This window comes from Kitasatospora sp. NBC_01287, from assembly GCF_026340565.1.
Lineage (GTDB): Bacteria > Actinomycetota > Actinomycetes > Streptomycetales > Streptomycetaceae > Kitasatospora.
This window is the reverse complement of sequence record NZ_JAPEPB010000001.1, coordinates 3519510-3537967: the sequence shown is the minus strand read 5'-3', so window position 1 is coordinate 3537967 and position 18458 is coordinate 3519510. Positions and strand designations below refer to the sequence as shown.

Sequence of the window (18458 nt, the reverse complement as noted above, 5' to 3'; positions counted from 1 at the left end):
GGATCAGGGCCGCGCCGTCGTCAGCCCAGCCTCCATCCTCGCACCCAGGTCAGCGATGGGATCCGGGGCGGCCAGGGCGCGCAGCAGGGTGCGGGCGGCGGCGTCGTTCTGCCGGAAGGCCGGGGCGTTGGTGCGCGGGCGGGCGAAGGCGGCGAAGGCCCGGCCGTTGGTGTGCGGGCCGAGCGCCAGCCGGCGCGGGTGCCCGGCGCCGCCCAGGCCCGGGTCGAGCACCCGGCCGTCCGTGACGTCGGTGCTGAGCAGGCCGGAGCGGTGGGTGTGCTCCGGGTCGGCGACCACCTCCTCGGCCAGCTCGCCCGCGCGCAGCAGGCCGGCCAGCAGCTGGTCCTCGGTGCGCTCCAGGGCGTGCCGGGGCAGGTAGGCGTCGATCAGCGCGGTGGCGGTGACCTGGTGCCCCGGCAGGCTGGGGCTCTGCGCGCGGAAGGTGCCGCTCGCCTCGTCCTCGGTGACGGTGAGGTCGGCGCCGAGGAAGCGCAGCACGCCCGCCTCGGAGAGCGCCAGCAGCTCGCGCAGCCGGAAGCCGGGCGGCCCGGAGGCGAGGAAGCTGAAGAAGCCCTGCCACCAGCCGTCCAGCTCGCGCGCGGTCGAGGCGGCGGTCAGCCGGCCCGCCCCGGTCAGCCGGGGCAGCTGGCCGTAGAGCGAGAGCAGCGCCAGGAAGGCGCCGAGGTCCGCGCTGTGGGCCGGGTCGGCGCGGCGGTCGGCGTCGGCCGTGATGTGGTCGCGCAGGTGCCGCTGCAGCTGCTCGGGTTCGTCGAAGGCGAGGCCGGCCAGCGGGCGGTCCAACTGCTCGAAGTCCAGCCGGTCGACCGGGTCGGGCACCGCGCGGGTGACCAGGGCGGCGGTCTCGGGCGCGTACCAGTCCTGCGCGTCGTAGGCCGCGAGGAACTCCGCCCAGGGCAGCGCGGTGCGCTCGGGGTGGGCGTGGAACAGCTCGTGGTAGTAGCCGAAGCCGATCTCCTTGGCCATCAACGGCCAGATGTCCCGGCGCAGTTCGAGCTGTCCAGGGAGCGCGAGCAGCTCGTCCACGGCGGCCGGGCCGAAGTACCGGGGCAGCGGCGCGGGCGGCCCCTGCAGCCGGTAGCCGGTCTTGGAGTGGTACGGCACGCCGCGCCGCGAGCCGACCAGCAGCAGCGGCTCGCGGCCCGAGGGGAGGTAGCTCTTGGAGCCGTCCGGGCGGTCCTCGAAGCGGCCGCCGCGCCCCTCGGTGAAGAGGGCCATCAGATCGACGAAGGCCAGCCCGAAGCCGCGCAGGATCAGCGGCTCGCCCGGCCCGATGGCGTCCAGGTCGGCCTCCGAGGAGAAGGCCGGCGGCAGGTGGTAGCGGCCGTGCCGGGCGGCGAACGCGGCGGTGGCGGCGTCCCGCCCCGTGGGCGCCGAGCCCAGGTGGCCCAGCGCCAGCACCACCTGGTCCACCAGCAGTTCCCGGCCTGAGGCCAGGGTGACCAGCTGCGGGCCGTCGGCCGGGCCGCTCAGCGCGACGGCGCTCTCCCGGTGCACGGCGAGGGTGATCCGCTCCGGCAGCGCGGCCGCCGTGCGGCGGAACACCCAGTCCAGGTAGGCGCTCTGGGTCTGCCGGGTGGCGAAGTCGGTGGGCGCCAGGGCGGCCAGCTCGGCCCGCACCGCCGGGTCGGCGACCGGGCGGTAGGGCGGGTGGGCGGCCTGGTCGCGGGCCCACTCGGCGAGCGAGGGGCCGCTCACCACGGGCCCGTCGAGCACCGAGCGCTCGTCGGTGAACATCGTGACGTCCTCGGCCATCGAGTTCATCCGCAGCAGCGGGGACTGCTGGTGGCGCCAGATCCGGCCGCCGCCCGGCGGGTGCGGGTCGATCAGGTGGATGGTCAACCGCCTTTCCTCGGGCAGCAGTTCGGCGGCGCTGGCGGCGATCCGCTCCAGCAGCCCGGTGCCGCGCGGCCCGGCGCCGATGATCGCGAGGGCGGTCACGCGCGCACCCCCGCGTCCACGGTGCGGCGCAGCCGGGCCAGGCCGGTGCGCACCCGGGCGAGCGGGGTGGGCGGCAGCGGACCCCGGGTGGCGCCGCGCGCGAAGTACCGCTCCAGGTAGTACTGCAGGACCGACAGCAGGGTGGTCAGCAGCAGGTACCAGAGCGTGGCCACCAGTAGCAGCGGCACCACCTGGTAGGTCTGGTTGTAGATCAACTGGACCGAGTAGAGCAGGTCCTGGACCGCGAGCACACTGACGATCGCGGTGCTCTTGAGCAGCCCGACCAGCATGTTGCCGGCCGTCGGCACGATCGAGCGCATCGCCTGCGGCAGCACGATCCGGCGCAGCACCCGCAGGCGCGGCAGGCCCAGCGACTGGGCCGCCTCCAGCTGCCCCTGGTCCACCGAGAGGATCCCGCCGCGCACCACCTCGGCGGCGAACCCGGCCTCCAGCAGGGTCAGCCCGATCACCGAGGTGAGCACCGGGCCGAAGAGGTGCACGGTCTTCACGGTGACGAACTCCGGGCCGAACGGGATGCCCAGGCCCAGGGTCGGGTAGAGCGCGCCGATGTTGAACCAGAGCAGCAGCTGCACCAGTGGCGGGATCGACCGGAAGAGCCAGACGTAGCCCCAGGCCAGGGTGCGCAGCAGCGGGCCGCCCCAGATCCTGGCGGCCGCGACCACGGTTCCCAGGGTGAAGCCGAGCAGCATGGTGGCGGCGGTCAGCCAGAGGGTGAGGGTCAGCCCGTGCAGCACCGCGCCGGTGGTCAGGTAGTCGCCGACCACGTCCCACTGGAAGCGCGGGTTGCGGACGAGCGAGTTGGCCACCATCGCGAGCACCAGCAGGGCGAGCGCGGTGGCCAGCCACTGCGCGGGGCGGCGGCGCGGGACGATCGGCAGCTCGGCGAGTTCGGCGAGCGGGGTGGTCGACGCGGGGTCGGCGGGCGGCGGGCCGGTGGCGGGCAGGACCTCGTGCGAGGTGGCCATGGGGCAGGCTCCAGAGCAGGCGGACAGGCGGTCGGGGCGCCATCACGCGGGCCGCGTCCCTCAACGCGGCCGTACTGCTCTCGCTCTGCCGACGATCGTACGCGGCGGGGGTGAAGCGCTGTCAAGGGAGGCCCGCGAGGCGGGGCGGCGGCGGGCTCGGCGAAGGAGGTCGGCAAGGACTGTGGCACGGAAGGTGGTTGACGAACTCCACGGTTCGCTGTTCAACTGGGCACATGAACGCCGCCCAGCCCCTGGTCACCCGCGACCACATCGACTTCTGTCGGGTGTGGTCCGCGGCGTGTCGCGGCTGACCCGGCAGCGGGCCGTCTGAATCGGCCCGGCGCCGCGTCCTAGCACGCGGCCTCCTCCCTCGGTGCCCCTTCGCGGGCCGGGACCCGCCGTCGCCGCCGCCCCTTCAGGGCCCTTCGACGGCCGCCAGGCGCACGCTGCCGCCGCCCCCGCCGGCCGATCCGGCTGATCCACCGTCACGCGCTCGCTCCGCGCCGTCCGCTGGTTCCGTTCGCCCCGTCAGCTCCCGCCGTCCGTTCCCGCCGCGCCCGTCGCGTTCGCTTCCCGTTCCCGCCGTGCCCCACCGCGCCCGCCCGCCCTCGCCGCAGGTCGGGGCCGGGGGCCGCCGAGGGCTGCCGCGGGCCCGGTCGCGCCGCCGCGCCATCATCTGAGAGGCAGTCAGCCATGCCCGTCGAGTTCCTCGGTATCGCCGCCACCGGTGACGGCTCGGAGACCACCGCCCGCACCACCGCCGCCTTCGACCGCGACTACACGCTGCGCCTGGGCCGCGCGCACGAGGAGCACGGCTGGGACCGGGTGCTCTTCGCCTACGGGGCCGGTTCGCCCGACCCGGCCCCGGCCGCCGCCTTCCTGGCGTCCCGGCTCGACACCCTGCAGATCCTGCTGGCCCACCGGCCCAACGTCTCGTACCCGACCTTCGCCGCCAAGACCTTCGCCACCCTGGACCAGATCAGCCAGGGCCGGCTCACCGTGCACTTCATCACCGGCGGCAACGACCACGAGCAGCAGCGCGAGGGCGACTTCCTGACCAAGGACCAGCGCTACGACCGCACCCGCGAGTACATCCAGATCGTCAAGCGGATCTGGACCAGTCACGATGCCTTCGACCACGAGGGCGAGTACTACCGGTTCAACGACTTCGTCGCCGACGTCTTCCCGGTGCAGCAGCCCAGGCCCGGCGTCTCCTTCGGCGGCTCCTCCGAGGCGGCGTACGCGGCCGGCGGGGCGGAGGCGGACGTCTACTGCCTCTGGGGCGAGCCGCTGGCCGAGACGGCGGCGCAGATCGAGCGGGTCAAGCAGGCCGCCGCCGCGGCCGGGCGCACCGACGTGCCGCGGATCCAGGTGGCGTTCCGGCCGATCATCGCGCCGACCGAGGAACTGGCCTGGGAGAAGGCGCACCGCACGGTCGAGCGGATCAACTCCCGCCGCTCGGCCGGTGAGCCGCTGCGCCGCCGGGGCGCGGGTGCCGGGGCGGCACCGGAGAACACCGGCTCGCAGCGCCTGATCGCGATCGCCGAGGCCGGCGAGCGCTACGACCGCGCGCTCTGGACCCCGACCGCCGCCGCCACCGGCGGGGCCGGCAACTCCAACGCCCTGGTGGGGACACCGGAGACGGTGGCCGAGGCGCTGCTGGACTACTACGACCTGGGCGTGGACATCCTCTCCGCCCGCGGCTACCACCTGCTGGACGACGCGATCGACTTCGGCCGCTACGTGATCCCGATCGTCCGCGCCGAGGTCGCCGCGCGGGACGCCGCGCGGGCGGCCGAGCAGGCCCGCAAGGAGGCGGCCGCCGAGCGCGACCGCCACCAGCTGATCGCGGTCCAGGCCTGATCGCGGTCCAGGCCTGATCCCGCCGCCGCGACCCGGACCCGCGCGCCGCGACCCGGACCCGCACACCCCGAACGCCCCGCACCACCCGTACCCGCTTTCGGCGCACCCCCCGCGCCCGACGCACCCGACCCGAGAGGCACCGACCCCGTGAGACCGCTCAAGGCCCTCGCCGCCGCCCTGCTCCCGCTGCTCGCGCTCACCGCCTGCGGGGGAGCGGCCGGCGGCACCGCCAAGGCCCTCCCGTCCGCGCAGGGGGTCGACCCGGGCCGCGACGTGGTCTCCCAGGAGCAGAAGGTGGACGCGATCGCGGCGCTGCTGCCCGCCGACGTGCGCCAGGCCGGCACGATCAAGGTCGGCAGCGCCTTCGGCACCCCGCCCACCGCCTACTACCCGGACCCGGCGACCAAGAGGCCGGCCGGCCTGGACGTGGACTTCACCGACGCGGTGGCCCGGGTGCTGGGTCTGAAGGTGGACCGCGAGGACGCCGCGTTCGAGACCATCCTGCCCGCCCTCGGCAGCGGCAAGTACGACCTGGGCACCGGCAACTTCGGGGTCACCACCGCGCGGCTGAAGACCATCGACTTCGTCACCTACATCGACGACGGCCAGGGCTTCGCGGTCCGCAAGGACAACACCGCGCTGAACACCGTCACCGACCTGACCCAGCTCTGCGGCCTGACCATCGGCACCGGCGCCGGCACCACCTTCGAGAGCACGCTCAACTCGCAGAAGCACCTGTGCACCGATGCCGGCAAGAAGCCCTACACCGTGCAGTCCTTCTCGGACAACGGCGCCATCCTGACCAGCCTGCAGCAGGGCCGGATCGACGTGGAGATGTCCACCATCAACGGCCTGCGCTACCAGGCCGCGCAGCCGGCCGCCGGCACGCGGTTCCTCGGCGAGTTCCACCGCCTGGACGTCGGCTTCGCCTTCAAGAAGGGCAGCCCGCTGACCCCGGCCTTCCAGGCGGCGGTCGACCAGCTGATCAAGGACGGCACCTACCAGCGGATCCTGGCCAAGTGGGGCACCGCCGGCTCGGCCGTCACGAGTTCGCAGATCAGCCCGCCGGAGCACGCGTGAGCACCGCGATGGTCGAGGTGTCCGGCCTGCACAAGAGCTTCGGCGCGCTGCCGGTGCTGCGCGGGGTGGACCTGAGCGTGCCGGCCGGCTCGGTCACGGTGGTGCTGGGGCCCTCCGGTTCCGGCAAGTCGACGCTGCTGCGCTGCGTCAACCACCTGGAGAAGCCGACCCGTGGCGTGGTGCTGGTCGACGGCGAGCTGATCGGCCACCGTCGGGTCGGCGCGCGGCTGCGCGAGCTGCCCGAGCGCGAGGTGCTGCGCCGGCGCACCCGGATCGGCTACGTCTTCCAGAACTTCAACCTCTTCCCGCACCTGACCGTGCTGGAGAACGTCACCGAGGCCCCGGTCGGCGCGCTGGGCCACACCAAGGCGCGGGCCCGCGCCTCGGCCCTGGAGCTGCTGGCCCGGGTCGGGCTGGCCGACAAGGCGGACGCCTATCCGCGCCAGCTCTCCGGCGGCCAGCAGCAGCGGGTGGCGATCGCCCGGGCGCTGGCGCTGGAGCCCAAGGTGCTGCTCTTCGACGAGCCGACCTCGGCGCTCGACCCCGAACTGGTCGGCGAGGTCCTCGAAGTGATCAAGGACCTCGCCCGGGCCGGCACCACGATGATCGTGGTGACCCACGAGATCGGCTTCGCCCGGGAGGTGGCCGACACCGTGGTCTTCATGGACGGCGGGGTGGTTGTCGAGGCGGGGCCGCCGGCCGAGGTGCTGGACCGGCCGCGGCAGGAGCGCACCCGGGCCTTCCTGGCCAGGGTGCTCTGAGCCACCCCCGGGCTCGCCGAGCCACCCCCGGGCACGCCGAGCCACCCCCGGGCTCGCCGAGCCGCTGCCGGGCCGCTGCGGCGAAGCCCGGCAGCGGAGGGCGCCGTCCCGATAGGCTGATCGGCATGTCAGATCTCCAGGCGCCGCCGGTGGACGGCCGCTACCAAGTGGTGCGCGAACTGGGCCGATCGGCCACCGGGATCCGCTCCGAGGCCCTCGACCGGACGGACGGCCACCGGGTCCTGCTGCACCAGGCGCCGCCGCCCGCGAGCACCCCGCAGCCGGCCGTCGATCGGTTCCTGGACGAGGCCGAGCGGGTCGGCCGGCTCGGCCACCAGCACCTGGTGGCCGTGGAGGACCGTCTCGACCGGTCGCTGGTGCTGGAACTGCTCAGCGGCCGCTCCCTCGACACGGTGATCGCGGCCGGCCCCGCCGACCTCGGATTCATCCTGATCTGGCTGCAGCAGGCGTGCCTCGGCCTGAAGGCGGCGCACGCGGCCGGCGTGGTCCACTGGGGGATCAAGCCCAGCCGGCTCTTCCTCACCGACCAGGGGCGGGTCAAGCTGCTCGGCTTCGGCACCGCCCACCTGGCACCCGCCACCGCAACCGGCAACGCCCCGTACCTGGCGCCCGAGCAGTGGCGCCAGGAACCCGCCGACGGCCGGGCCGACCTCTACGCGCTGGGCTGCGTCCTCTTCGAACTCTGCGCCGGACGCCCGCCCTACGCCGGCGCGTCGCCGCAGGAGCTGATGCACCGCCACCTGAACGACGCCGTGCCCTACCCGAGCCTGGTCCGCGCCGACCTGCCGCCGGGCCTGGACCAGGTGGTCCTGGCCCTGCTGGCCAAGGACCCCGGCGCGCGCCCGGCCGACGCCGCCGACGCGGCGGCCCGGATCGGCGCGGTGGCGGCCGGCCACCACGGCGCCCTGGTGCCGCCGCCCCAGGAGGGTCTGATCCGGGCCCAGGTCGACCAGGCCTGGGCCTTCGGCGAGGCGGGCCAGGGCCTCGAAGCCGTCCGCCAGTTGACCGCGCTGGTGGCCCACGCGGCCCGCACCCTCGGCGCCGGCCACCCGCAGACCCTGCAGGTCGCCTACGACCTTGCCATCTGGCGGGGGATGACTGACGATATCGCTGGAGCGGCAGGCCTGTTGGGCGATCTCGTGCCGCTGATGATCGCCACCTTGGGACCGGGGGACGAGGACGTGGCCAAGGCGACGCGAGACCTGTGGTCCTTCCGGGGCGACCTGGAGCGCAGACGCCACCGCGGCATCGCCCGCCCCGGCGAGCTGGCGATGCTGCTCGGCCTTCCCGTCCACTGACGTCCTGGAGCCGGGGAGGCTGGGGGAGAGATGAGAGCCGGCGATCTGCTGGGGGAGCGCTACCGACTGGTCGGCGAGCTGGGCCGCGGCGGCTTCGGGGTGGTCTGGGAGGCCTACGACCAGCGGGTCGGACGGCAGGTGGCGGTCAAGACGCTGCGCGACCAGGACGGCCGGCAGGACCAGGAGGCCGGCACCGACCGGGCCAGGTTCGGCCGCGAGATGGCGGTGCTGGCCCGCCTGACGCACCCCAACATCGTCCTGATCTTCGACCAGGGCGAGGCCGCCGAGGGCGGCGAGAGCTACCGCTACCTGGTGATGGAACTGCTCAACGGCCTGACCCTGAAGCAGGTGCTGGCCACCGAGCGCCCCGAGCTGCCGCGCGCGCTGGACTGGGCCCGCCAGCTGTGCGCCGCGCTCGCCGCCGCCCACGCGGCCGACGTGATCCACCGCGACATCAAGCCGGAGAACATCATGTTCACCGACCCCGACCACCGCCTGCTCAAGGTGCTGGACTTCGGGATCGCGCAGATCGGCGACAACAAGGACGGCGGTCTGACCACCGCGGGCGTGGTGATCGGCAGCGCCCCGTACCTGGCCCCCGAGCGCTGGCGTGGCGAGGCGGGCACGGTGCGCAGCGACCTCTACGCGCTGGGCTGCGTGCTCTTCGAACTCTTCACCGGCGCACGCCCGTTCACCGCCGCCGGCACCTACGCGCTGATGGTCCAGCACGTGGAGGCGCCGCCGGTGCCGGCGACCGCGCTGCCGCGTGAGCTGGACCGCCTGCTGCTCGACCTGCTGGCCAAGGACCCCGCCGCCCGCCCGCCCGCCGCGGCCGAGGTGGGCCGCCGGCTGGAGCGGGTGGCCGAGGCGGTGCGCGACCTGCGACGCCGCGCCGACGCCGCGTTCCAGGCGGCCGGCGAGGGCCGGGCACCCGAGGCGCTGACCCAGCTGCGGCCGCTGATCGCGCAGTTCGCGCTCGCCTTCGGCCGCGGCGACGGCCGCACGGTGCGCGGCTGCCACGACTTCGCGGTACTGCTGGCCAGGGCCGGCGCGCACGACCAGTCGTACTGCCTGCTGGACGAACTGCTGCCGCACGCCGCCGCCGCGCTCGGCGAGGGCCACCCGGACGTGGAGGACATCCAGCGCCGGCTGGCCCGCACCCCGGTCCCCGAGCGCCCCTGCCCACCGGGGGTGCTCGACGCCCTGCTCAGCGGTGTCAACCGTGCGGGCAGCTGATTCGGCCCGGGGCCGACTTGGAGGAATTGATAGGAACTCGCCGACGGCCACCCCCTGGATCCGTTCCACAAAATGTTGATATATCTCGGACGCACAGGCGCAAGCGGGTGTGCGGCCCGCTGCGCGCAGATGCGACACCACAGGTGGTGATGGGCAGATGAAGCTCCTCCGTGTTGGCCCCCCGGGCGCCGAGCGGCCGGTCGTGCTCGGCCCGGACGGCACCGCGTACGACCTCTCGGGGCGCACCCCCGACGTCGACGGGGCCTTCCTGTCCGGTCTGGACGTGAGCGAACTGGCGGGCGCGGTGGAGCGGGGCGAGCTGCCCGTCGTCGACCTCGCCGGCCGGCGGATCGGCGCGCCGGTGGCGCGTCCGGGCAAGGTGGTCTGCGTCGGGCTGAACTACCGCGACCACGCGGCCGAGGCGGGTGCCGCGATACCCACCGAGCCGGTGCTCTTCCTGAAGGCCAGCAACACCGTGGTCGGCCCGGACGACGAGGTGCTGGTGCCGCGCGGCGCCACCAAGACCGACTACGAGGTCGAGCTGGCCGTGGTGATCGGGCGGCAGGCCCGCTACCTGGAGAGCGACGAGCAGGCGGCGGCCGTCATCGCCGGCTACGCGATCGCCAACGACGTCACCGAGCGCGCCTTCCAACTGGAGCGCGGCGGCCAGTGGGACAAGGGCAAGTGCTGCGAGACCTTCTTCCCGCTGGGCCCCTACCTGGTCACCCCCGACGAGGCCGGCGACCCGCAGGCGCTGGAGCTCAGGCTCTGGGTCAACGGCGAGCTGCGGCAGGACGGGCACACCGCGGAGATGATCTTCCCGGTCTACCCGGTGCTGCGCTACATCAGCCAGTTCATGGTGCTGGAGCCCGGCGACGTGGTCACCACCGGCACCCCGGCGGGCGTCACCAGCGGCCGCCCGGGCACCGCCTTCCTGCGGCCCGGTGACGTGATGGAGCTGGAGGTCGCCGGGCTCGGGCGGCAGCGGCAGGTGCTGGGCAAGGCCTGACCACCGCGGGGCGTCCGGCCGCGGGGCCGCGGCCGGCCCGCCTTGGTACCCGGCCCGCCTCAGCGCCCGGTGCGCAGGGCGCCGAGGCGGGCCAGCAGCGCCGCGGCGCGCCCGTCCGGTGCCTCCAGCGCCAGCAGGTCGGCCAGCACCTGGGCGCTCTGCGGGTCATGGGCCGCGGTGGCCGCGCACATCGCCACGAACTCGTCCACCAGCCAGTCGCGCAGCTGGGCGGGCGGGATCTGCCGGCCCTCGTCCAGCCAGCTGAGCGAGGAGGCCTCGACCACCGAGATCCAGGAGCGCACCAGCAGGGTGAGCCGCGGCCCCGGTTCGGCCACGCCCATGTAGCGCAGGGTGCGGCGCAGCGCGGCCCGGCGCACCTTGTCGACGATCGCGCCGGTCCGCGCCGTCTCCACCACCGAGCCGCCGCGCAGCAGCGCGCCGTAGCCGGCGTCGTGCTCCGCGACGAAGGAGAAGTAGCCGTCGAGCACCGAGCCCAGCTGCTCGGTCGGGGTGCCGCGCGGCGGCACGGTGAAGCGGCTGATCAGCTCCTCGGCCGCGCTGCTCAGCGCCGCCTCGTAGAGCTGCTGCTTGCCGCCGGCGAAGTAGCGGTAGACCAGCGGGCGGGAGGCGCCGGAGGCCTCGGCCACGTCGTCCAGGCTCACCTCGTCCGGCGGGCGGGCGCTGAAGAGCTCCAGGGCCACCGCGATCAGCTGCTCGCGGCGCTGCTGCACCGGCAGCCGCCGGTAGCCGGCCCGCCGGGGCCGCTCGGCGGGGCCCCGGGCGGGCCCGGTGACCGGACCGGCGGCGGGCGATGGGCTGGGCGCGGCCGGCTCGGTGGCGTTCATGGCGGTCAGCGTAGTGCGCAACCGCGCCGACGGAACCCCGCGTGCGGGCCCGGTTCGCGCCGCCGGCCCCGGCGTTCACGGCGGGGGCGCCTCGCGCGGTGCCCGCCACATCGCCCAGTGCGGTGCCCGCCCGGTGATCGCCGGTGCCGCCCGCCCGTCGCCCGCCCGTCGGTCGCCCGGCACGGTGCGGCCGGGCCCGCCGCCGATCCCGCGGGCCCGGTTCCGGAAAGGGTGTTGCAAAGCGTCCGGGCTGCGAAAAGATGTCCGAATGGCTTCCGAACCGAACCCCGTCGCCGCCGACGGCCGCACGCCGCGCACCATTGCGGACGCGTACGTCCAGGCTCTTGCCGACCTCGACCCGCTGACCGCGGTCTACCTCGGCCTCAACCCGGAGGACGACCACCTCCCCGACCTCTCCCCGGCCGGCCACACCGCCGTCGCCGACCTCGCCCGCCGCACGCTGGCCGAGCTCGACCAGGCCGAGGCCGCCGACCTCCTCGCCACCGCCGCCGATCCCGAGGCCGAGCAGCGCTGCGCCCGGCTGCTGCGCGAGCGGCTGACCGCCGAGCTGGCCGTGCACGAGGCCGGCGAGGACCTGCGCGCGGTGCGCAACCTCGGCTCGCCGCTGCACAACACCCGCGAGGTCTTCACCCTGCTGCCCACCGAGACCGAGGCGGACTGGGCGAGCCTGGGCCGCCGGCTGGCCCGGTTCCCGCTGGCCGTCCAGCAGTACCGGGCCACCTTGGCCGCCGGGGTCGAGCAGAGCCTGTTCTCCGCGCCGCGTCAGGTCGAGACGGTGATCGGGCAGCTCGCCGAGTGGCTGGCCCCGGACGAGGCGGCCGACGAGGCGGGCCGGGCGGCCGGCTGGTTCGGCGCCCTGGTCACCCCGGCCCCCGAGGGCCTGCGCGCCGAGCTGACCGGGCACGCGCTGGCCGCCTCCGCCGAGCTGGCCCTGCTGCGGGACTGGCTGGCCGAGGTCTACGGCCCCGCCGCGGCCGGCACCCCCGACGCGATCGGCCGCGAGCGCTACCTGCGCTGGGCGCGCTACTGGAACGGCGCCGACCTGGACCTGGACGAGGCCTACCGCTGGGCCTGGACGGAGTTCCACGACCTGGCCGCGCAGATGGCCGTCGAGGCCGAGAAGGTGCTGCCCGGCAGCACGCCGATGCAGGCGATGCGCTGGCTGGACACCGAGGGCCCCTCGATCGCCGGTGCCGAGAAGGCCCGCGAGTACCTGCAGGGCCTGATGGACCAGGCGATCCGCGACCTGCAGGGCGCCCACTTCGACCTGGCCGAGCCGATCACCCGGGTCGAGTCCAAGCTCGCCCCCGCCGGCACCGCCAGCGCGCCGTACTACTCGGCCCCCTCGCTGGACTTCAGCCGCCCCGGCCGGACCTGGCTGCCGGTGATGGGCCGGGAGACCTTCCCGACCTGGGACCTGGTCAGCACCTGGTACCACGAGGGCGTCCCCGGCCACCACCTGCAGCTCGCGCAGTGGAACTACGTGGCGGGCAGCCTCTCCACCTACCAGGTCAGCCTGGGCGGGGTGAGCGCCAACCTGGAGGGCTGGGCGCTCTACGCCGAGCGGCTGATGGACGAGCTCGGCTACCTGACCGACCCCGGCCACCGGCTCGGCTACCTCAACGCCCAGATGCTGCGGGCGCTGCGGGTGATCCTGGACATCGGCATGCACGTGGGCCTGGACTTCCCGGCCGACTCGCCGTTCCACCCGGGCGAGGCGATGACCCCGGAGCTGGGCCGCGCGTTCTTCGGCGCCTACTGCGGGCTGGCCGTCGAGACCCTGGACAGCGAGCTGGTCCGCTACCTCGGCATGCCCGGCCAGGCGATCGGCTACAAGCTCGGCGAGCGCGCCTGGCTGCGCGGCCGGGCGGCGGCGCGGGCGGCGCACGAGGCGCGCGGTGAGGAGTTCGACCTCAAGGCCTGGCACATGGCGGCGCTCTCGCAGGGCTCGCTCGGGCTGGACGACCTGGTCGAGGTGCTCGCGCAGCTGTGACGCGCCCGGGAGCCGCGGCCTCCCCGGAGCGGTGACGCTCGCGCCCCGCACGCTGACGGGGCGCGAGCAGCACGCCGACAGGGCGTGAGCACCGCCGTGGTCATAGCTCGGCGGTTAGGGCACAGCGGTCGAAGCTCGGCGGTCAAGCTCGGCGGTCAAGCTCGGCGGTCAAAGCTTGACCAAAGGGTAAAGCTTGCCTAAAAGATCACCTTTTATCCGGTTTTGTCACGGATCCTGCTTGCCCCACCCCCGGCCGAGGGCTTCGCTGGAGAGGAGTGCCGTCCGCGCACGCCGACGGCACCCCCGTCCGGAAGGGTGCTCCCGTGTCCGCGCAAACCGCCCTGACCGACCCGGTGCCGGACCCCCGCCGCTGGCGGGCGCTGGCCGTGATCGCCGTCGCACAGCTGATGATCGTCCTCGACATCACGATCGTGAACATCGCCCTGCCATCCGCCCAGCAGGACCTGGGCATCTCCAACGGCGACCGGCAGTGGGTGATCACCGCGTACACCCTGGCGTTCGGCGGCCTGCTGCTGCTCGGCGGCCGGATCGGGGACCTCTACGGCCGCAAGCGCACCTTCATCATCGGACTGCTCGGCTTCGCCGCCGCCTCCGCGCTCGGCGGCGCCTCGGTCTCCGGTGACATGCTCTTCGCCTCCCGCGCCCTGCAGGGTGCCTTCGGCGCGCTGCTGGCCCCCTCGGCCCTGGGCCTGCTCTCCACCACCTTCACCCAGGCCAAGGAGCGGGCCACCGCCTTCGGCATCTTCGGCGCGATCGCGGGCGGCGGCAGCGCCATCGGCTTCATCGCGGGCGGAGTGCTCACCGAGTACCTGGACTGGCGCTGGTGCCTGTTCGTCAACGTGCCGATCGCGCTGGGCGCGGCCTTCGCCGCGACGCGCCTGCTGCACCGCGACTTCATCGCCAAGGGCTCGCGGATCCCCCTCGACCTGCCGGGCGCGGTGCTCGGTTGCGGCGGCCTGCTGGCGATCGTCTACGGCACCTCGGAGGCCGAGTCGCGCGGTTGGACGGACTGGCTGGTGCTCTCCTGCCTGGCCCTGGGCGTGGCGCTGCTGGCCACCTTCGTCTTCGCCGAGCGGCGCACCGACCATCCGCTGCTGCCGCTGCACATCGTCGGCGACCGGAACCGGGGCGGCGCGGCGCTCTCGGTCGGACTCTCCGTGATCGGCCTCTTCGGCCTCTTCCTCTTCCTGACCTACTACCTCCAGGAGATCAAGGGCTTCTCGCCACTGATGACGGGCGTCGCCTTCCTGCCGATGACGGGCGCGATCATCCTGAGCTCCACCGGGCTCGCCGCCCGGCTGATGAACCGGGTGCCCTCGCGCAACCTGATCGTGCCGGGCCTGCTGCTGGCCGCCGCCGGGATGGCCTGGATCACCCAGCTCAAGGTGGGCAGCGCGTACGCGACCACGGTGCTGCCCTCGGAGATCCTGCTCGGCGTGGGCATGGGCATGGTCTTCATGCCCTCGATGAGCCTGGCCACCCTCGGCGTCGCCCCGCGCGAGACCGGCGCGGCCTCGGCCACCATCAACTCCGCCCAGCAGGTCGGCGGCTCGATCGGCACCGCACTGCTCAACACGATCGCGGCCACCGCCACCACCACCTACCTGGTCGGCCGGGACGCGAGCAGCCGCGCGGTGCAGAACACCGCGAACGTGCACGGCTACACGGTGGCCACCACGGTGGCGCTCGGCATCCTGCTCTTCGCGGCGGTGCTGGCCTTCTTCATGGTCAACCACCGGCCGAGCCCGGGTGAGGCGGCCGGGGAGGACGAGGAGGCGTCGGTGCGGGCCGCGGCCTGAGGCCGGATGCCCTGAGGCCGGTTGTCCTGAGGCCGGTTGTCCTGAAGTCGGTTGTCCTGAATGGTGCGGCTCCGGGGCTTCTCCCGCCACGAACCGTCGGCCATGATGTTCCCCGGCCTCGATCCCACCGCCCGCCCTGCGCCGGGCGGTGGATTCTCACGCGGCTCTCAGTCGAGGATCATCACCTTTCCAGTGAGGCGGGTAATAGTCATCAGGTAGTCGAGACTCCCCGTCGCGGGCGTCGACCAGCCGGCCCGTCCGAGGCCGCCGATCGCGGGCAGGAGAAACCGTCCTGATGACAAGTCAGCAGCGCGGCCACCGCAGGCAGAAGAGTCGTCCCGTCAACCGTCCGCTGGTCCTGGTGCTCTCCCTCACCACCGCCATGGTGATCGCCATCGCCTGCGTCAGTCTGGTCACCTCCCGGGCGGCCGCCTCCACCCGAGCCGCGGCCGTCGTCGCGGCGGCCAAGGCCACGCAGTCCCCCGCCGCGCCGTCCTCGTCCCCCTCGCCCACCACCGTCGCCCCGGTCGGCCCGCCGGCCCCCACCGCCGCCCCGGTGGCCCAGCTGCCCCCGCCGGCCGCCACCTCCCCGACGGCTTCCCTGACACCCTCACCGACGGCCGCGCCCAGCGACACCGCCGTCCCCGCGCCCACCGCGACCACCGGCAGCGGTGACGGCTCGGACGGCACCGACGGCTCGGGCGACGCGACCCGCTCGGCCCCCACCACCGCCACCGCCCCCGCCGGGCCGGAGACCGACCGGGTCGGCGCCCTGTTCAGCGGGAGCGCCACCCCCGGCAACCACTTCTGCACGGCGAGCGTGGTGCAGAGCCCCACCCGCAACCTGCTGGTCACCGCCGCCCACTGTGTCAGCAGCACCAGCGGCCTGGTCTTCGCCCCCGCGTTCCGCAGCGGCCAGACCCCCTACGGCGTCTGGCAGGTGACCCAGATCTACAGCACCAACGGCTGGAAGCAGAGCCAGGACCCCGACCAGGACTTCGCCATCCTCCAGGTCGCCCCGCTGAACGGAAGGCAGATCCAGGACGTGGTCGGCGGCAACCCGCTGGGCCTCAACGAGTCCTTCACCGCCACCGTCCGGCTCTACGGCTACGCCAGCTCGGCCGACGTCCCGATCCTCTGCTCCAACGCCACCACCCAGCAGTCCGCCTACCAGCGCCGCATCGACTGCCCCGCCTTCCCGGGCGGCACCAGCGGCGGCCCCTGGATCAACACCGCCAACGGCGACCTGATCGGCATCATCGGCGGCTACCAGCAGGGCGGCAACTCCCCGGACACCTCGTACAGCGCGTACTTCGACAGCACGATCGGGAACCTGTTCCAGCTGGCGGTGTCGCAGTCGGGCTAGCGGGCGCCCGAGGCACCAGGGCCTGGGCCGAACGGCCCAGGCCCTGTGTCGTGCCGCTGCCTGCCGCGCCTCGTCAAGCGCTCATGGCGCCGGTGTCGGATCGGAGTGGTTCGTCGCTGTCCATCCGCACGACCAGCCGCAGTCCCAGGGCCGCGGCGAGCCTCTCCAACGTCGGGATCGTCGGCTGCGTCCCACCCGCTTCAAAGCGGGCCACGCTGGAGTCCTGCCGACGACGTTCTACCGGCTGCCCGATGGCTGGCGAGGCTGAGAGGCGCGGCAGGCACTGCTCATGCCCCGGGAAGCTGGCACAGGCCCGGTCTCGTCCTATTTCTGGCCGTCTGTCAGACGGCCGCGCCGCTCATCGATCAGCACCCGCCCGTCGTGGGCCCGGACCCGAGGGGCAGTCGAACCGGTAGCGGCCAGGGCGTCGAGCAGGCGGACCCCGTAGACCTCGTGCAGGTGCGTGCGCACGTCCTGCTCGGTGAGCCACCGTACGGCCGTCGACTCGTCGGACGTCCGCACCGCACCGCCCACCGGGCGGCAACGGAAGACCAGCGCGACCACCCCCCGGGTCATGTTCTTGTAGACGCCGGTGAGGCGCTCGACCAGGCCGAAGCAACTGCTCAACAGACCCTCCACGGTGGAATTTACGCGTCGAAGTCGTACTCCAGCACATAGGACGCCGCGTCGAGCACCATTTCGTTGACCTCGACCGCCCGACCTCCTGCGGCGTACGCGGTCCGGCAGACCAGGACCACAGGTGTGCCCGCGCCCAGCTCCAGCCGTTCGCTCTCGTCCTGGGTGGGCATCCTGGAGCGGATCTCCTCGCGGAAGTGCACCGGCTTGGCGCCGATCTCGGCGAGGCGGGCGTAGCTGCCGCCCGGCCCGGTGTCCGGCCGCGTGATCGCCGTGCCCGCGACCAGCGACGCCGGCAGGTAGGAGGTGGAGAGCAGCACCGGCTTGCCGTCCAGCACGAAGCGCCGGTGCCGGACGCACGTCGGCTCACCCGGCTCCATACCCAGCACCCCGGCGATGAGCTCCGGTGCGCCCTGCTCGGTGACCGCGACCTGGTCGACCACCAGCGCCCGGTTCTCCACGTCCGCCGACCAGATCGACCGGCCCGATCCCCACTGATCCTCGGCAAGGCGCTGGATGCTCCGGCGCCCGATGCGGATGAGGAACTCCCGAACGAACACGCCGGAGCCCTTTCGCGCTTCGGCGAGGCCTTCGGTCTGGAGCAGTCCGAGCGCTTGACGGGCTGTCATCCGGGCGACCCCGTATGTCTCCATCAGCTCGTTCTCGCCCGGAAGGCGTTCCCCCGCGCGGTACTGGCCGGACTCGATGGCGGTCCTGAGTGCGTTGGCGATCTTGCGGTACTTGGGCTGCTTCTCGCCAGTGGCGGCCATGACTCTCCTCGGTGATCTCCGGACATCGTAGGACCGCGCGGCGGGCGGAGATGGCCACTCGCGGGTGATTGACATCTCTAGACAAGTTGGCTTCTCTAGAGAAGCCGCATCGAGTCTGGAGGTCCTGATGGTTGAGGCTGCAACGCGACCTGGCGTCGTCCCCTACATCACCGCCTGGAGCGAGGAGCAGTACGCCCGCTTCGACGTCGTCGCCCACCCCGCCGGCGGCATCGCCTACCGCGACGAGGTCCCCCACGACCGCGACGCGGACGGCGTCCTCTGGGCCCGGATGACCCACGCCCGTGGCCAGGGCAGGCCCGACTTCGGGCGGGTCCACTTCGGGCGACAGCGCCGGGCGATGCGGGCGCTGCTCTGCCAGGTCTGCGGCGGGCCGGCCAGTCGTACGGACGAGGGCGTCCTCTGGCTGCTCAAGGACGACCGCGCCGACTGGCCCGGCTGGCCCGAGGGCATGGCCGCCACCCATCCGCCGGTCTGCCTCGCCTGCGCGCGGACCGCCGCCCGGCGCTGCCCGCACCTGCGGGGCGGCTGCGTGGCCGTGCGGGCACGGGAGTTCGGGACTCGCGCCGTGTACGGCAGCCTCTACCGCCCCGGCGTGCCCGCCCCGGTGGCTGCCGCCGAGGTGATCGCCGCCTCCCGTGAGCCGCGTGCCCGCTGGGTGCTCGCGACGCAGATGGTGCGTGTCCTTCGACAGTGCTCGTTCGTCGACCTGGCTGCCGAAACCGGCCTTCCCCGCGCCGCCTGACCCCCTTTCCGGCGTCCCGCGTACCATCGCC

General features: G+C 73.8%; 15 protein-coding genes. 10 read left to right on the top strand and 5 right to left on the bottom strand.

What is annotated here, in order from left to right:
* Window positions 1-3 precede the first annotated feature (3 nt).
* Window positions 4-1959 (bottom strand): FAD/NAD(P)-binding domain-containing protein, encoded by a 1956-nt coding sequence (locus OG455_RS14785; RefSeq protein WP_266293843.1) that lies wholly within the window; start codon window positions 1957-1959, stop codon window positions 4-6.
* Window positions 1956-2945, bottom strand: coding sequence for an amino acid ABC transporter permease (locus OG455_RS14780; RefSeq protein WP_266293841.1), 990 nt, complete (start codon window positions 2943-2945; stop codon window positions 1956-1958). Before OG455_RS14780 ends, OG455_RS14785 begins: the two co-directional genes overlap by 4 nt.
* Before the next feature lie 693 nt (window positions 2946-3638).
* Here OG455_RS14780 and OG455_RS14775 point away from each other — a divergent pair.
* From OG455_RS14775 to OG455_RS14750, 6 genes are all read left to right on the top strand, one after another.
* Window positions 3639-4808, top strand: coding sequence for an LLM class flavin-dependent oxidoreductase (locus OG455_RS14775; RefSeq protein WP_266293839.1), 1170 nt, complete (start codon window positions 3639-3641; stop codon window positions 4806-4808).
* A 147-nt stretch (window positions 4809-4955) separates the two neighbouring features.
* Entirely contained in the window at window positions 4956-5888 is a 933-nt protein-coding gene (locus tag OG455_RS14770) for an ABC transporter substrate-binding protein (RefSeq protein ID WP_266293838.1), read from the top strand.
* An 8-nt stretch (window positions 5889-5896) separates the two neighbouring features.
* Window positions 5897-6649, top strand: a complete 753-nt coding sequence (locus tag OG455_RS14765) for an amino acid ABC transporter ATP-binding protein (RefSeq protein WP_266300783.1) — start codon at window positions 5897-5899, stop codon at window positions 6647-6649.
* Between the two features lie 125 nt (window positions 6650-6774).
* Entirely contained in the window at window positions 6775-7968 is a 1194-nt protein-coding gene (locus tag OG455_RS14760; protein ID WP_266293836.1) for a serine/threonine-protein kinase, read from the top strand.
* A gap of 30 nt (window positions 7969-7998) precedes the next feature.
* Window positions 7999-9204 carry a serine/threonine-protein kinase gene (locus OG455_RS14755; protein WP_266293834.1) on the top strand — a complete coding sequence of 402 codons (1206 nt, stop codon included), beginning with the start codon at window positions 7999-8001 and terminating at the stop codon, window positions 9202-9204.
* Window positions 9205-9361: 157 nt separating this feature from the next.
* Entirely contained in the window at window positions 9362-10213 is an 852-nt protein-coding gene (locus OG455_RS14750; protein ID WP_266293832.1) for a fumarylacetoacetate hydrolase family protein, read from the top strand.
* A 59-nt stretch (window positions 10214-10272) separates the two neighbouring features.
* Here OG455_RS14750 and OG455_RS14745 read toward each other — a convergent pair whose 3' ends face one another.
* On the bottom strand, window positions 10273-11058 hold the full coding sequence (locus tag OG455_RS14745) for a TetR/AcrR family transcriptional regulator (RefSeq protein WP_266293831.1): 786 nt from the start codon (window positions 11056-11058) through the stop codon (window positions 10273-10275).
* Between the two features lie 268 nt (window positions 11059-11326).
* Between OG455_RS14745 and OG455_RS14740 the strand changes: the two genes are divergently transcribed.
* The 3 genes from OG455_RS14740 to OG455_RS14730 all read left to right on the top strand — a co-directional run bounded on the left by OG455_RS14740 (window position 11327) and on the right by OG455_RS14730 (window position 16258).
* Window positions 11327-13072 carry a DUF885 domain-containing protein gene (locus tag OG455_RS14740; protein ID WP_266293830.1) on the top strand — a complete coding sequence of 582 codons (1746 nt, stop codon included), beginning with the start codon at window positions 11327-11329 and terminating at the stop codon, window positions 13070-13072.
* A gap of 407 nt (window positions 13073-13479) precedes the next feature.
* Window positions 13480-14892, top strand: coding sequence for an MFS transporter (locus tag OG455_RS14735; protein WP_266300782.1), 1413 nt, complete (start codon window positions 13480-13482; stop codon window positions 14890-14892).
* Between the two features lie 295 nt (window positions 14893-15187).
* Window positions 15188-16258: a serine protease gene (locus OG455_RS14730; RefSeq protein ID WP_266293829.1), complete on the top strand. Its 1071-nt coding sequence runs from the start codon at window positions 15188-15190 to the stop codon at window positions 16256-16258.
* A gap of 324 nt (window positions 16259-16582) precedes the next feature.
* Here the strand turns inward: OG455_RS14730 and OG455_RS14725 are convergent, their stop codons facing one another.
* Together OG455_RS14725 and OG455_RS14720 are read right to left on the bottom strand one after the other, a co-directional pair.
* A complete protein-coding gene (locus OG455_RS14725; RefSeq protein WP_266300781.1) occupies window positions 16583-17005 on the bottom strand; it encodes a hypothetical protein in 423 nt (140 codons plus the stop codon).
* A complete protein-coding gene (locus tag OG455_RS14720) occupies window positions 16906-17664 on the bottom strand; it encodes a GntR family transcriptional regulator (protein WP_266293828.1) in 759 nt (252 codons plus the stop codon). The genes OG455_RS14725 and OG455_RS14720 overlap by 100 nt, the downstream gene beginning before the upstream one ends.
* A gap of 127 nt (window positions 17665-17791) precedes the next feature.
* Between OG455_RS14720 and OG455_RS14715 the strand changes: the two genes are divergently transcribed.
* A complete protein-coding gene (locus OG455_RS14715) occupies window positions 17792-18427 on the top strand; it encodes a hypothetical protein (protein WP_266293826.1) in 636 nt (211 codons plus the stop codon).
* Window positions 18428-18458 lie beyond the last annotated feature (31 nt).

Coding starts and splice junctions, on each gene's coding strand:
- OG455_RS14775 (WP_266293839.1), top strand. CDS start 3,639: ATGCCCGTCGAGTTCCTCGGTATCGCCGCCACCGGTGACGGCTCGGAG.
- OG455_RS14760 (WP_266293836.1), top strand. CDS start 6,775: ATGTCAGATCTCCAGGCGCCGCCGGTGGACGGCCGCTACCAAGTGGTG.
- OG455_RS14720 (WP_266293828.1), bottom strand. CDS start 17,664: ATGGCCGCCACTGGCGAGAAGCAGCCCAAGTACCGCAAGATCGCCAAC.
- OG455_RS14780 (WP_266293841.1), bottom strand. CDS start 2,945: ATGGCCACCTCGCACGAGGTCCTGCCCGCCACCGGCCCGCCGCCCGCC.
- OG455_RS14740 (WP_266293830.1), top strand. CDS start 11,327: ATGGCTTCCGAACCGAACCCCGTCGCCGCCGACGGCCGCACGCCGCGC.
- OG455_RS14745 (WP_266293831.1), bottom strand. CDS start 11,058: ATGAACGCCACCGAGCCGGCCGCGCCCAGCCCATCGCCCGCCGCCGGT.
- OG455_RS14755 (WP_266293834.1), top strand. CDS start 7,999: ATGAGAGCCGGCGATCTGCTGGGGGAGCGCTACCGACTGGTCGGCGAG.
- OG455_RS14730 (WP_266293829.1), top strand. CDS start 15,188: ATGACAAGTCAGCAGCGCGGCCACCGCAGGCAGAAGAGTCGTCCCGTC.
- OG455_RS14715 (WP_266293826.1), top strand. CDS start 17,792: ATGGTTGAGGCTGCAACGCGACCTGGCGTCGTCCCCTACATCACCGCC.
- OG455_RS14750 (WP_266293832.1), top strand. CDS start 9,362: ATGAAGCTCCTCCGTGTTGGCCCCCCGGGCGCCGAGCGGCCGGTCGTG.
- OG455_RS14765 (WP_266300783.1), top strand. CDS start 5,897: ATGGTCGAGGTGTCCGGCCTGCACAAGAGCTTCGGCGCGCTGCCGGTG.
- OG455_RS14735 (WP_266300782.1), top strand. CDS start 13,480: ATGATCGTCCTCGACATCACGATCGTGAACATCGCCCTGCCATCCGCC.